General features: G+C 50.9%; 13 protein-coding genes. 3 read left to right on the top strand and 10 right to left on the bottom strand.

Translation table 11 applies throughout. The annotated features are described in order from the left end of the window. Positions 1 to 9: 9 nt before the first annotated feature. From argB to argC, 3 genes are all read right to left on the bottom strand, one after another. Complete coding sequence (gene argB, locus JOE45_RS16790) at positions 10 to 801, bottom strand: acetylglutamate kinase (protein ID WP_210023212.1); 792 nt, start codon at positions 799 to 801, stop codon at positions 10 to 12. A 106-nt stretch (positions 802 to 907) separates the two neighbouring features. Beyond that, positions 908 to 2,140, bottom strand: a complete 1,233-nt coding sequence (gene argJ / locus JOE45_RS16785; protein ID WP_210023213.1) for a bifunctional glutamate N-acetyltransferase/amino-acid acetyltransferase ArgJ — start codon at positions 2,138 to 2,140, stop codon at positions 908 to 910. A 26-nt stretch (positions 2,141 to 2,166) separates the two neighbouring features. Beyond that, positions 2,167 to 3,216 (bottom strand): N-acetyl-gamma-glutamyl-phosphate reductase, encoded by a 1,050-nt coding sequence (argC, locus tag JOE45_RS16780; RefSeq protein ID WP_210023214.1) that lies wholly within the window; start codon positions 3,214 to 3,216, stop codon positions 2,167 to 2,169. A 292-nt stretch (positions 3,217 to 3,508) separates the two neighbouring features. On the opposite strand from argC, the gene JOE45_RS16775 reads away from it, so the two are divergent. The 3 genes from JOE45_RS16775 (at position 3,509) to fdhD (ending at position 7,206) form a co-directional block, all read left to right on the top strand. Next, the gene (locus JOE45_RS16775; protein ID WP_210023215.1) at positions 3,509 to 3,871 is read left to right on the top strand and encodes a Na-translocating system protein MpsC family protein; all 363 of its coding nucleotides are present in this window, start codon (positions 3,509 to 3,511) and stop codon (positions 3,869 to 3,871) included. Between the two features lie 195 nt (positions 3,872 to 4,066). Then, entirely contained in the window at positions 4,067 to 6,418 is a 2,352-nt protein-coding gene (locus JOE45_RS16770; protein WP_210023216.1) for an FdhF/YdeP family oxidoreductase, read from the top strand. Between the two features lie 5 nt (positions 6,419 to 6,423). Then, positions 6,424 to 7,206: a formate dehydrogenase accessory sulfurtransferase FdhD gene (gene fdhD, locus JOE45_RS16765; protein ID WP_210023606.1), complete on the top strand. Its 783-nt coding sequence runs from the start codon at positions 6,424 to 6,426 to the stop codon at positions 7,204 to 7,206. 25 nt (positions 7,207 to 7,231) lie between these two features. Here the strand turns inward: fdhD and JOE45_RS16760 are convergent, their stop codons facing one another. From JOE45_RS16760 to fliT, 7 genes are all read right to left on the bottom strand, one after another. After that, entirely contained in the window at positions 7,232 to 8,152 is a 921-nt protein-coding gene (locus tag JOE45_RS16760; protein WP_210023607.1) for a YitT family protein, read from the bottom strand. Between the two features lie 185 nt (positions 8,153 to 8,337). Further along, a protein-coding gene (gene prfB, locus JOE45_RS16755; protein ID WP_210023217.1) for a peptide chain release factor 2 occupies positions 8,338 to 9,457 on the bottom strand; the annotation gives its coding sequence in 2 pieces (ribosomal slippage) (positions 8,338 to 9,384 and positions 9,386 to 9,457; 1,119 coding nt in all). A 91-nt stretch (positions 9,458 to 9,548) separates the two neighbouring features. Beyond that, a complete protein-coding gene (secA, locus tag JOE45_RS16750) occupies positions 9,549 to 12,065 on the bottom strand; it encodes a preprotein translocase subunit SecA (RefSeq protein WP_210023218.1) in 2,517 nt (838 codons plus the stop codon). Positions 12,066 to 12,254: 189 nt separating this feature from the next. Further along, positions 12,255 to 12,809 (bottom strand): ribosome hibernation-promoting factor, HPF/YfiA family, encoded by a 555-nt coding sequence (gene hpf, locus JOE45_RS16745; protein ID WP_210023219.1) that lies wholly within the window; start codon positions 12,807 to 12,809, stop codon positions 12,255 to 12,257. Between the two features lie 218 nt (positions 12,810 to 13,027). Beyond that, the gene (locus JOE45_RS16740) at positions 13,028 to 13,225 is read right to left on the bottom strand and encodes a cold shock domain-containing protein (protein ID WP_036682971.1); all 198 of its coding nucleotides are present in this window, start codon (positions 13,223 to 13,225) and stop codon (positions 13,028 to 13,030) included. 681 nt (positions 13,226 to 13,906) lie between these two features. Then, entirely contained in the window at positions 13,907 to 14,329 is a 423-nt protein-coding gene (locus tag JOE45_RS16735) for a flagellar protein FlaG (protein WP_210023220.1), read from the bottom strand. Between the two features lie 215 nt (positions 14,330 to 14,544). Continuing rightward, positions 14,545 to 14,916, bottom strand: coding sequence for a flagellar protein FliT (fliT, locus tag JOE45_RS16730; RefSeq protein WP_210023221.1), 372 nt, complete (start codon positions 14,914 to 14,916; stop codon positions 14,545 to 14,547).

Raw genomic sequence — 14,916 nt, 5'->3', positions numbered from 1 at the left:
AAAGGTTCCTTACCCCCTGACGATGCGCGTTCCGATGCCCCCGCCCTTGAGCGCTTTGCTCAGGACTTCCGGTTCGGCACCGTTCACGATCACAACCTCGCGCACCTTCCCTTGGATGCACTGCACCGCCGCACGCACCTTTGGGATCATGCCGCCGTAAATCTCGCCGCTTTCGATCATCTCGTCGATTTCCTGCACCGTCACGGAAGGCAGCACCTTCTTCTCGCCGTCCACCGTTCTCATAATGCCCGGCACATCGGTCACCACGATCATCCGCTCCACGCCAATATGGGATGCTACCGCACCCGCAGCGGTGTCCGCGTTGATGTTGTAGCGCTGACCGCCGTCCGCTCCAATACCCACAGGCGCGATGACCGGCATATAGCCCATGTTCACGATACCCTGTACGAGTTCTGCGTTCACATGCGTAACGTCGCCGACGAGCCCGACCTCATCCGCGTTCGCTACAGGCGCCGCTTGAATCAGGTAGCCGTCCACCCCGGACAGACCAAGCGCTTTAGCTCCGGAACGCTGGATTTTGCGAACAATCTCTTTGTTAATTTGTCCCGCAAGTACCATTTCGACTACATCCAGCACCGCTTCATTCGTCCGGCGCAAGCCATTCACGAACTCCGTCTCGATGCCGAGCTTCCCGAGCGTATCCGATATCGCCGGACCGCCGCCATGGACGATGACCGGAATTAGACCCTCCTCCTGCAGCCTTTTCAAATCCTCAAAAAAACCATCAGGTAGAGCAGCCAGCGTGCTGCCGCCGCATTTCATCACAAAACAATTGCTCATCCGAACCGTTTCCCCTTTATAGATCGGCTATCCCCTACCAAGTTCAAGGCAAGGCCGCAAAAATATACCCTTGACTGTTCCTATAAGCTCTTTTGAATTCTGTAAGCTAAGTCCGGTATGCCGCGTTGATCCGCACATAATCGTATGTCAAATCGCAGCCCCAGCCGGTTGCGTTCTGGTCACCCATGTTCAGATTGACATGGATTTGCACAAGCTCGCCCTTTAAATATTCGGCGGCCCGTTCCTCATCGAATTTCACCGGACGCGACTGCGCCAGCACGACAATGTCTCCTAATCGGATGTCCACCGTCTCCGTCTGTACCGGATGACCCGCGCGTCCGACCGCCGCGATGATCCGTCCCCAGTTCGCATCCGCTCCGAAGCAGGCGGATTTCACCAGACTCGAGCCGATCACGGTCTTGACGATAGCACGCGCCGCTTCCCTCGAAGCGGCTCCGCTAACAGTCACCTCGATCAGCTTGGTTGCGCCTTCGCCGTCACGAGCAATCGCTTTGGCCAAATATTCGCCAACGTAGTTGAACGCAGCCGCGAACGCAGTCCACTCCTCATGCTCCGGCGTCAGGCTTACGCCGCCCGCAAGACCGCTAGCCATGACGACAACCATGTCATTCGTGCTCGTATCGCCGTCTACCGTAATCATGTTGAAGGTGGAATCCGTTACGTCGTTCAGCAGCTTCTGCAGCTGTGCGCTCTCGATGTTCGCATCCGTCGTCATGAATCCGAGCATCGTGGCCATGTTCGGATGAATCATGCCCGAGCCCTTCGCCGCACCCGCAATATGTACCGTTCGCCCATCCACCGTCAGGCTGACGCAGATTTCCTTCTTCACCAGATCCGTTGTCAGGATTGCCTGACAGAAATCGTCCCCGCCGTCGGCTTTCACCTCAACCGGCAGCTTCTCGATGCCGCTCAGCACCTTCGGCATCGGCAGCAGCTCGCCGATCACGCCGGTTGACGTGACACCGACCAAATGCTCAGCTACGCCGAATGCCTTGGCTGCAGCGGATCTCATCGCACGGGCGTCGTCTTCGCCCTGTTGTCCTGTGCACGCGTTGGCGTTCCCGCTGTTCACGAGCATCGCCTGCAGCATTCCTCCCTGCGCGATGCTCTCCTGCGTTACACGCAGCGGAGCCGCCTGAAACTGGTTCAGCGTGTACACACCCGCCGCCTGAGCCGGGACCTCGCACACAATCGCACCAAGGTCATACCGCTCCGTCTTCTTCAGACCGCAGTGCAGCCCGCCTGCACGAAATCCTTTTGGTGTCGTAACGGACCCTTCCGATAAGATCACGAACGAATCCTTCCCTATCATAGCCATCCTTCTCCTCACCGTTCCTTAGCGCGTTATGGATACACCGGGGTGAACGCAAGACCTGTCGTTTCATCCCAGCCCATCATGATGTTCAAGTTCTGGATCGCCTGCCCTGCGGCGCCCTTCACTACATTGTCTATAACTGAAATGATCGTCAAACGGCCAGTCCGTGGATCGAGGGACAAGCCGATGTCGCAATAATTGGAGCCCCATACTTCCTTCGTTGCCGGATACTTTCCTTTGTCGCGAATACGGACGAACCGGCGTCCCTCATAGTATTTGCGATAAAGGTCGAAGATTTCGTCCTCGCTGCGGCGCTCTTTGAGGTTCACATAGATGGTAGACAAGATCCCCCGCGTCATCGGCACCAGGTGCGTCGTAAACGTCATGACGACCTCTTCTCCGGCCAGCCGGCTCAGCGTCTGCTCAATCTCCGGCGTATGCTGGTGCTTGTTCACTTTGTACGCAAGGAAATTCTCGTTGATTTCCGCGTAATGGACCGTCAGGCTAAGCCCCCGACCCGCACCCGACACGCCCGATTTGGCATCTGCGATGACGGATTTCGGATCCATTAAGCCGCTGGCTGCAATCGGTGCCAGACCGAGCAGCGTGGCAGTCGGATAGCAGCCCGGGTTGGAGATGAACTCCGCGTCCCGAACCTCATCTGCGAACACCTCGGCCAGTCCGTAAACTGCCTTTTCTATATAAGCGGGATCCGCCGGCTTGTGTTTGTACCAAGTCTCGTAATCTCTGCCGGATTTCAAACGGAAATCTCCCGAGATATCGATGACCTTCATCCCCGCATCAACCAGCTTAGGGGACAGCTCCGTGCTAACGCCATGCGGCGTCGCCAAGAAGACAACATCTGCCTTCTCCCGGATCAAATCGACATCTACGGCATCCAGCTTGTCGGTCAATATTTGATTCAAATGCGGATATCCGTCCGCGATCGGCGCCCCCGCGCTTGAAGACGAGATCACCGAAGTAATGGCCACATGCGGATGCGCTAGCAACAGCCGAATAAGCTCTACCCCGCCATAGCCCGTCGAACCGATGATGGCCGCTCTTAATTTCGTAGACATGGTTCCGTTCCCTCCACATAAAAACTATGTATTATTATACATTCTTAGGTATAATAATTCAATTCATTTTTTCCTTTTATATAAGGTCTGTTCACCGGCAATCCCCGTCGAAAAACCAAGTATTCCGGGCAGCTGTCCTTCCGTTCCTCTCCTCATCGTACCGCACCCGGGCGACTCTATCAAGCAAAACGTCTCCGCCTAACGCACAAAACCTTTTTTTTCTTGAAACAGCCTTACTGCCGTGATAAAATGGGTAAGCAGAAAACGTTGCCATAGACGGAGCTGTACACGAATGAATAAAACAGAAGCCGAATTTAGCAATTTGGTTAAGGCGTTCCGCAAACGCCATATCGGTAAGGGGCCTCGCGAGATCCGCACCACCTTCTGCAAAAATTGGGCGATCTGCGAGATGGAGGGGCATCTGTCTCCCGTAGAGAAATTTATCGCCACCGCAACCGATGGCAAGCATGCGCTACGTACGGCTCGGACCGAAATGATTAAAGAAATGTACCGAGCGCACCGCCCTACCGAAATCGAAGAACTTCTAGGGGCACAATTCGTTGATTTGTTTGTCGACATCGATTTGGATAAAGATTTGGGCATGAGCATTTTTGTATTCGATCAGGACATTCAGAAGAAATTCAGTTCGTCATAGAGCCGAATGCATACAAACCAACATAATATGTGCCGTTGGCACTTGGCAGCGAACCTGCTCAAGACTAACCGCCGCAATAGATCCACTCCTTCATTCCGACTAACGGACTTCAAGGGAGCGGGATCTTTGCGGCTTTTTTTATTCCATAGATCATAACAAATCATACGAAATTCCAATCAAAGGTGGTAATTATTCATGGGTAAAACGAAACATTCAGGACGCATCAGCCTGCCTAGTATGCCAGACCCCAAGCTTTGGGCCAGCAAAATGCCGTTCGGTCTCAATCGGATCAAGCCGCGGCATATTCGTGACACATTAAAGGTCGTATGGGACAATCGCGACCAGCTTCCTTACGCTTACCGCATTCTGACTCAAGGGGTTTGCGACGGCTGTGCCCTGGGCGTTTCCGGTCTGCGGGATCAGACACTGGAAGGCCCCCACTTATGTACGACTCGGCTGAATGTGCTTCGGCTGAACACCATGCCCGCTATTGCGCACGACGTTCTGCATTCGGACATCGAAGAGCTTCGTAAGCTCGACAGCACGGAGCTGCGCAAATTGGGCCGGATTCCTTATCCTTTGATCCGCCGCGCTGGAGAGAGCCGGTTTAGCCGTTTGTCATGGGATGAGGCCCTCGATACGATTGCCGGGAAAATCCGAAGTGTAGATCCAAAACAATTGGCCTTTTACCTGACAGCTCGCGGCATTACAAATGAATCATATTATGTCGCAGCGAAAGCTGCCCGTTTATTAGGGACAAATCATATCGACAACGCCTCCCGTATCTGTCACTCGCCGTCTAAAACCGCTCTGAAGCGTTCGGTCGGTATCGGAGCCTCGAGCTGTAACTACAAAGACTGGATCGGTACGGATGTGCTCGTGTTCTGGGGCAGCGTAGCCGCGAACAACCAGCCCGTATCCACCAAGTATATGTATGCGGCTAAACGGAAAGGGACCAAGATCATTGCCATTAATCCTTACCATGAGCCTTCCATGGATCAATATTGGATTCCGTCTGTTGGAGAATCCGCTCTGTTCGGCACCAAGATTACGGACGATTTCTATCAGGTGAACATCGGCGGGGACATCGCCTTCATGAACGGTGTAATGAAGCATTGGTTCGATATGGAGGAAACCTCTCCTGGATCCGCCGTGAACCTGGATTTCGTGCGGGAGCATGCGAACGGCTATGAAGAGCTGCGTGCACATGTCATGAATCAGGATTGGGCACTGCTTGAACAATCGTCCGGGCTATCACGTGAAAGAATTCGCGAATTCGCCGTGCTGCTCGCTGAAGCAAAGTCGGCTGTTTTCGTCTGGAGCATGGGGCTGACGCAGCACCGCTTCGGTACGGATAACATCTCTCAAGTCGCCAATCTGGCGCTGCTGCGGGGCTTCCTCGGCCGCGAACACTGCGGACTCATGCCGATCCGCGGTCACAGCGGCGTGCAGGGTTCCGGCGAAATGGGCGCAGACCCGTTCAGCTTGCCAGGTGGCGAGTTTAAAGGAGCCGACGTCCCAAGAATCGAAGAGCTGTGGGGCTTTAAGCTGCCTGATTGGCAGGGGGACATCGTAGGAGTAACGCTCGAGAACGCGCTGCTCCCGGAGGATCACGAACGGAAGCTGAAGACGTTCTACACTTCCGGCGGCAACTTCCTCGAAACCATGCCGGAACCAGAATTCGTAGAGCGCTGCTTACAAAACGTAGAGCTGCGGGTACACCAAGACATCATGCTGAACACGTCTACGCTGGTGGACGCCAAGGAAACGGTTATCGTCCTGCCTGCTATGACTCGTTATGAACAGCCGGGAGGCGGAACCTCCACGTCGACGGAGCGCATGGTGTTCTTCTCGCCTGAAATCGACGGGCCTCGCATGCCTGAAGCTCGTTCGGAATGGGAGATCTACGTGGACCTGGCTTCACGGGTGAAGCCTGAGCAGGCGCATTTGATCCAGTTTAAAGATGCTGCGGCAGTCCGGGCTGAGATTGCAAAGGCTGCGCCAAATTACGACGGCATTCAGCACCTGAAAAACCGCGGCGATGTGTTCCAGTGGGGCGGTGCTTGGCTTTGTGAGGATGGAATTTGCCCTACGACGGACGGACGGGGAAATCTGATCCCTACTGAGCTTCCTGAGCTGCGCAAGCCGGAAGGCCATTATTTTGTAACGACTAGAAGAGGTAAGCAATTCAACTCCATGGTTTATAGTGAGACCGATCCGTTTAACGGTGCTGACCGTTACGACGTGCTGATAAATGAGGAAGATGGCATGGCACAGCAGCTTAGAGAGGGCGATGCGATTGTTGTCTATAATAAATACGGCGTCTTCCACGGCCGGGCTAAATGGGCTGAGGTTCGATCCGGCAATATTCAGGTTCATTGGCCGGAAGGGAATGTCATCATTCCAAAAGGAGTATACGAACCGCATGCGGGGATTCCTGAATACAATACCACCGTCATTGTGGAAAAGGCAGAAACGTATCATGCGTTCAAAGATACCAAATATGTGGAACGCAGAATCGACGAATTGGAGATGGAAAGTGAGTGATTCCTATGGATCTCTCGGTTTCGACCCGAACCGTATGGCGTTATGATGGAGAACGGCTTTCTGAACAGGCAGACCCTATTGCCAAGGAATCGCCGTTAACGATTCGGCTCGATGGAGAAGAATTTGCTACGATCGTATGTACCCCCTCCGATATGGAGGATATGGTTTTCGGATTTTTGGCTTCCGAAGGAGTCATCCATGAAGCGAATGAGGTTACCGGCTTGCAGCTTAATGCCAGCCGGGGCTTCGCCGATGTCACGCTGCTTTACCCAGAACGAGGGAAGCTTATGGACCATTCCAAACGCGTTATCGGGTCGTGCTGCGGCAAAAGCCGGCAGTTCTATCTGCGAAGTGATGTGCGGACGGCCAAAACGGTGATGAGCCGTTCACACATCACACCGGACGAATGCCTTGCGCTGATTCGCCAGCTTCAAGACGGTTCCGATGTCTTCCGCCAGACCGGGGGCGTTCACAATGCGGCCCTCTGCTCCAGAGAGAAGCTGCTCGTTACCCGAACCGACATTGGCCGCCATAACGCCCTTGACAAGGTGTACGGGCACTGCCTGCGGGAACGTGTATCCATGAAGGATGCAGCCATCGCCTTCAGCGGCCGAGTGAGCTCGGAGGTCCTGCTCAAGACAGCCAAAATGGGCATCGGCATCCTGCTTTCCAAATCTGCACCGACAGATCTGGCGCTGGAGCTTGCTGACGACTTGGGCATTACCGTTATAGGATTTATTAGAGGAAGCACGTTTAACGTGTACTCGCATCCAGAGCGTTTAGCATAAATCTAAAACAGGAGGAACAGCCTTTTTATGGGCTCGTTCCTCCTGTTCCGTTTAACTTAAAACCTTCACCGAGCACCTCATTCGTATCGCTCAGAATGACGAAAGCGCCAGGATCGATCCTGCGTACCAGCTCTTTGAGCCGGCTGACTTCCGTCTGACCTACGACGACCATAAGCACCGTCCGCTCCTCGCCTGTGTAACCTCCAGTGGCCTGCAGCTTCGTAAGCCCACGGTCGAGTTCATAGAGGATCGCCTCCTTCAATGCTTGCTCCGACTCCGAGATAATAAACGCCACTTTGGAGTAGCTTAAGCCCACCTGTACCACATTGATCGTTCTACTCGTTACGAATAACCCGATAAGCGCATACATCGCCTTCTCCGGAGAAATAAGCAGCCCCGCCGTTACAATCACCATTCCGTCCAGCAGCGCAATGCACAGCCCTAGACTGATGCCCGTATATTTATGCAAAATTTGTGCAGCCAAGTCCAAACCGCCGGTAGATCCCCTGCCTCGAAAGACCAGCCCAAGTCCAATGCCAATGAGTATACCGCCATAAATACTGGCGAGTAGAATATTGTCTGTCAGCGACGGCAAATCACGCGTAAGTAAAACGAGTAATGGGAGCAGCACGGCACCGACGGCCGTTTTCACACCGAATTGCTTCCCCAGCAGCAGTGTGCCGGCCAACAAAAGAGGAATATTCAGCGCCCATTGAGTCAGTGCAGGCTCAACGCCCATGATGCTGTTCACAATGATGCTGATGCCCGAAACCCCGCCTGAGGCTACCTGATTCGGGCTCAAAAATACATTAAAGCTGACCGCAATAATCACCGACCCGAGCAGCAGCAGCACATACTCCATCAGACGGTGATTCCACGTGCCTCCCGCACCTCTGCGAACCCCACGTTTGCGGCGCCTGGAACCGTGCTTACTCTTTCTTGTCATGGCAGCCTCACTGTTGCTTGTTCTAACTTCCTGCACCCGTCGCACCCCCTGCCCCATGCAAAAAATCCTACACTCCGCCCGCCGTTTCTCCAAGTAACCCTCAGCTCCGAATAGAACTTGGGGAAACCAGGAAGAATACCGCACTTCAAGTGTAGGATGAGCTTGGAATCTCCATTTTATGTTGTTTAGCTTTCTTTTTCCGGCTTGGTGATTTGCTGGCGCAGGTAAGCGTCAATAAACATATCCAAATCGCCGTCCATTACAGCGCCCACGTTCCCGGTTTCCGTCTGCGTCCGGTGGTCCTTCACCATGCTGTACGGATGGAACACGTATGAACGGATCTGGCTCCCCCAAGCAATATCAGACACCTCGCCGCGGATTTCCGCAAGCTGCTTTCGCTGCTCTTCAATTTTCTTCTCGTACAGCTTCGAACGAAGCATCTTCATCGCGCGCTCCCGGTTCTTGATCTGTGAGCGCTCCGTTTGGCAGCTGACCACGACACCGGTTGGGAGGTGCGTGATCCGCACGGCCGAGTCGGTCGTATTAATGTGCTGTCCGCCCGCACCGCTGGCACGGTACGTGTCAACCTTGAGATCCTCGGTACGGATCTCGACTTCCACGTCATCGTCAATTTCGGGCATAATGTCGCACGAAACAAACGACGTGTGTCTGCGTCCGGATGCATCGAAAGGTGAGATACGTACCAGCCGGTGCACACCCTTCTCCGCTTTCAAATAGCCGTATGCGTTATACCCCTTAATCAGCAGCGTTACGCTCTTCACTCCGGCCTCATCCCCCGGCAAATAGTCGAGCACCTCGACTTTGAAGTCTCTCTTCTCCGCCCAACGGCGGTACATGCGAAGCAGCATCTCGGCCCAGTCCTGCGATTCCGTGCCACCGGCGCCCGGATGCAGCTCCAGAATGGCATTCAGACAGTCATACGGCTGGCTTAGAAGAAGCTGCAGCTCAAAGTCCTCCAGCTTCTTAACGAGAGCGGCAATACCGGTCGTAATATCGCCGGCCATGCTCTCATCTTTCTCCTCCTGCATCAGCTCCACCAGCACTTCGAGATCCTCGTACTCGGAAGCCATGGCCTGAAACCGATCCACCACGCTTTTGACCCCATTCGCTTCCGCTATCAGCTTCTGCGCACGCTCATTGTCATCCCAGAAGTCGGGTACTGACATTTTTTCCTCATAGTCCGCTACTTGCTCAAGTTTGAGATCTAAGTCAAAGAGACCCCCTGAGCTCAGCCAATCGCTTGGCCGTTTCTTGTAAATCCCGTTTTACATCTGCTTCTAACATGCACAAACACCTCTGTCCGTAGTTTTAGCAGAAAAAGAGACCGGAGTATTTCCCCCGACCTCCCTTTCCGATGTCCAGCTTCTCTCGCTTCTTACACACCATGGCATTGCTTATATTTTTTGCCGCTGCCGCATGGGCACAGATCATTGCGTCCGATCTTATCCTCGTTGACTACCGGCTTCTTCGGTGCAGGTTCTCCTTCACCGCCATTGGTAGCCATCTCATGCTCATCCACTACCGCTTCGCGCACAAGATTGGTCTCCACATGGGCCTTCATGATGTATGTGGACACTTCCTCCTGGATGCTCTGGATCATTTCCTGGAACATCTCATAGCCCTCGAACTGGTATTCGCGCAGAGGGTCCGTTCCACCGTAGGCACGGAGGTGAATCCCTTGACGAAGCTGGTCCATCGCATCAATGTGGTCCATCCACTTGCTGTCGACCGCACGCAGCACCACGACCTTCTCGAATTCGCGAATGAATTCTTCGCCAATCTGCTGTTCACGTTCTTCATATAATCGTCTCAAGAGATCCTTCATGTACTCGATAATCTCTTCTTTTTCTTTACCCCATAGCTCTTCTGTCGTCAGCTGACCTTCATGCAGGAACGTTCCGTTGGTGTAATCGACAATGGCCTGCAGATCCCACTCCTCCGGCACCTGATCGTCGGGGCAGTGCGCTTCGACAATGCGGTCGATAACCGGCATCATCATTCCGAGCACGATATCCCGGATGTTCTCGGATTCGATGACCTCACGGCGTTGCTTGTAGATGATCTCCCGCTGCTGGTTCATCACGTCGTCATACTGAAGAACGATCTTCCGCACATCGAAGTTGTTGCCTTCCACACGCTTCTGCGCGGATTCAATGGCCTTCGAGATCAGCTTGCTCTCAATCGGCTGATCTTCCTCGAAGCCAAGGCGTTCCATCATTCCCATGATATTCTCCGCCCCGAATCGGCGCATCAACTCGTCTTCCAGCGACAAGTAAAATTGAGACGATCCCGGATCGCCCTGACGTCCGGCACGTCCGCGAAGCTGGTTATCGATCCGCCGGCTTTCATGTCTTTCTGTACCTATAATATGCAAACCGCCGGTTTCGGCTACACCGTCACCCAGCGTAATATCGGTACCGCGGCCCGCCATGTTAGTGGCAATAGTCACTGCACCTGGCTGACCCGCACGGGAGACGATTTCAGCTTCTTCCTCATGGTATTTCGCGTTCAGAACTTTATGCTTTACACCTTTTTTCTTCAGCATTTCGGATAGACGCTCAGAGTTCTCGATGGATACCGTACCGACCAGTATCGGCTGGTTCTTTTGATGACGTTCCACGATCTCATTGACAGCGGCACGGAACTTGCTGCCAATCGATTTATACACAATGTCCGGCATATCTTGACGGATCATGGGTCTGTTCGTCGGAACGACAATAACGTCCAGCCCGTAAATTTTCTTCAGCTCTTCTTCCTCCGTCTTGGCCGTACCGGTCATCCCCGACAGCTTGCGGTACATCCGGAAGTAGTTCTGCAAAGTAATCGTAGCGAGCGTCATCGACTCGTTCTGCACTTTAAGCTTCTCTTTCGCCTCGATCGCTTGGTGTAACCCTTCGCTGTATCGGCGGCCCGTCATCAAGCGTCCGGTAAATTCGTCCACGATAACGATCTCGTCTTCATTCACCACGTAGTCCACATCGCGGCGCATAATGACATGCGCCTTTAATGCCTGCTGAATATGATGGTTAAGCGTGACATGTTCATGATCGAACAAGTTCTCAATGCCGAACGCTTTTTCCGCTTTCTCCACCCCTGCCTCTGTCAACGTGACAGAACGCAGCTTTACATCGATAACATAATCCTCTTCTTCTTCCTTTAACCGGCTTACAAAGTTGTCCGCCGTCATATACATTTCGGTGGATTTGGCAGCTTGTCCGGAAATAATGAGCGGCGTACGGGCTTCATCGACCAGAATCGAATCAACCTCGTCGATGACCGCATAATAAAGCGGCCGCTGCACCATCTGTTCTTTATATACGACCATGTTATCACGCAAATAGTCGAAACCGAATTCGTTGTTCGTTCCGTACGTAACATCGCAAGCGTAAGCGGCCTGCTTCTGAACATGCTCTAGACTATTCAGATTGACCCCGACGGTCATACCCAGAAACTGATAAATTTTACCCATCTCTGCGCTGTCGCGCTGCGCCAAATAATCATTGACCGTTACCACATGAACGCCTTTACCCAGGAGCGCATTCAAATACACCGGAAGCGTACCCACCAGCGTTTTACCTTCTCCTGTCCGCATCTCCGCGATCCGGCCTTCGTGCAGCACCATACCGCCAATGAGCTGTACGTCATAATGACGCTTGCCCAGTACACGCTTGGACGCTTCCCTTACCACCGCAAAAGCTTCCGGCAGCAGATCGTCCAGATCCTCGCCTTTCTCCAAACGTTCGCGGAATTCATATGTTTTATTATGGAGCTCCTGATCCGATAAAGCTTCGATAGACGGCTCCAGCGAGTTGATATACTCAACCGCCTTCCACATCCGCTTCAGTTCGCGGTCATTTGGATCTCCAAATATTTTTTTCACGAGTCCTAGCATTCTGCTAATCCCCTTTCTTTTCTTCGAACAATATCCTATAGCCTAAATTGTAGCAGTTTGCTCTTCTCGCCGCAACAGACCACTGTATTTCCCTATATTACTAAAAAGAGCCTGCCCGGGCGCCGCGGGCATCTTACGACGCACCACCAGCGATTCAGGCAAGCTCGGATCTTCTTTCAAGCTAAGGGATTACCGGGCGGGCTCAATCAAGCCGTATCTCCCGTCGTCACGCTTATACACCACGTTGACCTGTTCCGTATCGGAGTTAGCAAATACAAAGAAATTATGACCTACCATGTTCATTTGCAGAATGGCTTCTTCCACATCCATCGGCTTCAGCATAAACCGCTTCGTCCGCACCAATTCGTATTCATCCTCATCTTCAAGGGAATAGGAAGCGCTTGGTTCTGATTCGACCCGGAATAAATCCTTAATCCCGCCTTCTTGGCGGATTTTACGGTTCGCCTTCGTTTTGGCCTTCCGAATTTGCCGCTCCAGCTTGTCTACCACAAGATCTACAGATGCATACATATCTGCATGCTTCTCTTCCGCTCTCAGCATCAAACCTGTAAGGGGGATCGTCACTTCAATGGTCTGCATGCCTTTCACAACACTTAGCGTTACGTTAACTTCAGATGTAGGGGGAGCTTCAAAGTACCTTTCCAGCTTACTCAGCTTTTTCTCAACATGGTCTCTCAACGCTTCTGTCACTTCGATATTTTCTCCGCGAATGTTGAATTTCATGTAGTACTCCTCCTTTCATACCTACACTATATATATTCTCTTTCTGCTTTAAAAATCCTTCATCCTTCTAGTCCTATTTTTTACGAAAAATTGACACAAAACTACTAATGTTTCGACAAAGTATGCGCATACAAAAAAACACCCCGGAATTTCTTCCAGGGTGTCAAGCCATCTTCAAACATAACCATCTATAAACGCGGCCGAATCCGGCCGGATGATTACAACTTGATGACGTTAGCCGCTTGAGGACCGCGTGCGCCCTCTACAATATCAAACTCAACGGATTGTCCTTCTTCCAATGTCTTGAAACCGTCTGTTTGAATAGCGGAGAAATGTACGAATACGTCGCCCCCGTCTTCACGTTCGATGAAGCCATAGCCTTTTTCTGCGTTAAACCATTTTACTTTACCTTGCATGCAAAAACATTCCCTTCGTTATCAAATAACTGCAAGCTTCAGCCTACATTTCGAATATATCACCCCAAACTTATCCGTGTCAATGCAGCTTCGGCCTGTTATAAAAATATTTTGAAAATTCCTGTATTAACATTCTGTTAAAAACCTATTCACAGTCAAAAAGCCCGTTCTGTCGCGGTTTTTCGACATTTTCTAAAAAGTTATCAACAGAGTTATGCACATTGTCCACAGGGTAGTGTGAACAGCAAAAAGACCCTTGTGAAGGAACAAGAGTCCGAAAGACGCTTTATTAGCGTCTACCTTCCCATGCAGTAAAACACAAGCCAAGAGGTCGGTTAATTAAATTTCCTATGATTGGCCCTCTATTCAAATAGTTCATCCAAGCTTGGTATTAATATTTTGTCATACTTTCGCAACACCATCCAGATTTCTTTTAGTTGTAAAAGATACTCGCGCACTTCTTCCGCGAATTCCGTTTTCTTCTTGGTATTGGTGTTTTCAATCAATTAAAAAATAAATATTCATACAGCTTTATTAGCGGCTCTGCAATAATGCATGCTCGTCCAGCGTAATCATTAATTCGGTTATAATATCTTGCGCTTTAGTTAACTATTCTGGGCATCCTTACATTTGTTTTGCTAAATTGATTTAATGGCTTGCTTGCAAAATTTGATCGCACCACTATCTTTTTTCGTCAATTAAAATACCCGCCATTTTCCAAATACTCGCGACAAAATCAAGCGTTTTTTCCGGAGGAACTTCTCGGATCAATTTTCCCGTTTGCTTTTCCATTACTTTCACCATAATTTGTTTAGTTTGTTCATGGATAGAAAATTGTAATGTGGTTTCGGGTCCCTGAACAGCCTTGATGGCTTTTTCAATGGCTTTTATTAACTGAGCATCACTAACTGTAATTTTTTCGCCTTGCAGTTTGAGTTTTTTCATTTCTTCAATGGTTTGGACGGATTGAAGATTGGCAGTATCGGAAAGAATTAAATCTGATATAACGTCTTCTTTGCCTTTTTTAGATGATCCATTGATGCCTTGCGGCCCAATTGAAGAATGATTAATTGGTGTTCCTCCTGTAAAAGAATAAATTTCCATTGACACTCCCCCATGCTTTTCGATTACCATATATATCGGATATCCACTGTGGTTCTTTTAGTCATATTCAGGAATATTAAAAATTTCGTTCCCCTCAAAGTCCAACGCACCAAAGAAAGCTAAACAATATGTATCACATTGGCTATAAAGGTGCAATGTAAAAAAAGAAAAGGAAAAATGACGAAGGTTCCGACCATTTTTCCTTTTCTTTTCGATTATTTCTTTTTATCAAAAAAAGCACCATACGGAGCATAAGAGTTACCATATCCTCCATACTGCTGGTTGGCAGCTTTACTTTTTCGAATAATGGCTAGCTGGGTTTCTGTTGCCTTTTTTTTCGCATCCATGATTGGAACGATCTTCCTATCCGCTTCATAGGTTGGTTGAAGATAGGTTTGTTTTTGAACTTCTGTTAAAGAGACCCCTTCTGCAAACAGTCCTGATAACTGATTCATCACCTCTTGTCTCTTATCCAGTAGCTCTATCCATTCCTCCGGTTCACTTTCTGCTTGAACTTTCTTCTCTAAAAAAAGAGTAAGCTCAAGCAAGTCTTGTAATATGGCATCTAGAGAGGTAATATTCATCAT

The sequence above is a fragment of the Paenibacillus sp. PvR098 genome, assembly GCF_017833255.1.
In the GTDB taxonomy this organism is placed as follows: Bacteria; Bacillota; Bacilli; order Paenibacillales; family NBRC-103111; genus Paenibacillus_G.
The sequence above is the reverse complement of the archived record's forward strand: the minus strand, read 5'-3'. Positions and strand labels throughout refer to the sequence as shown.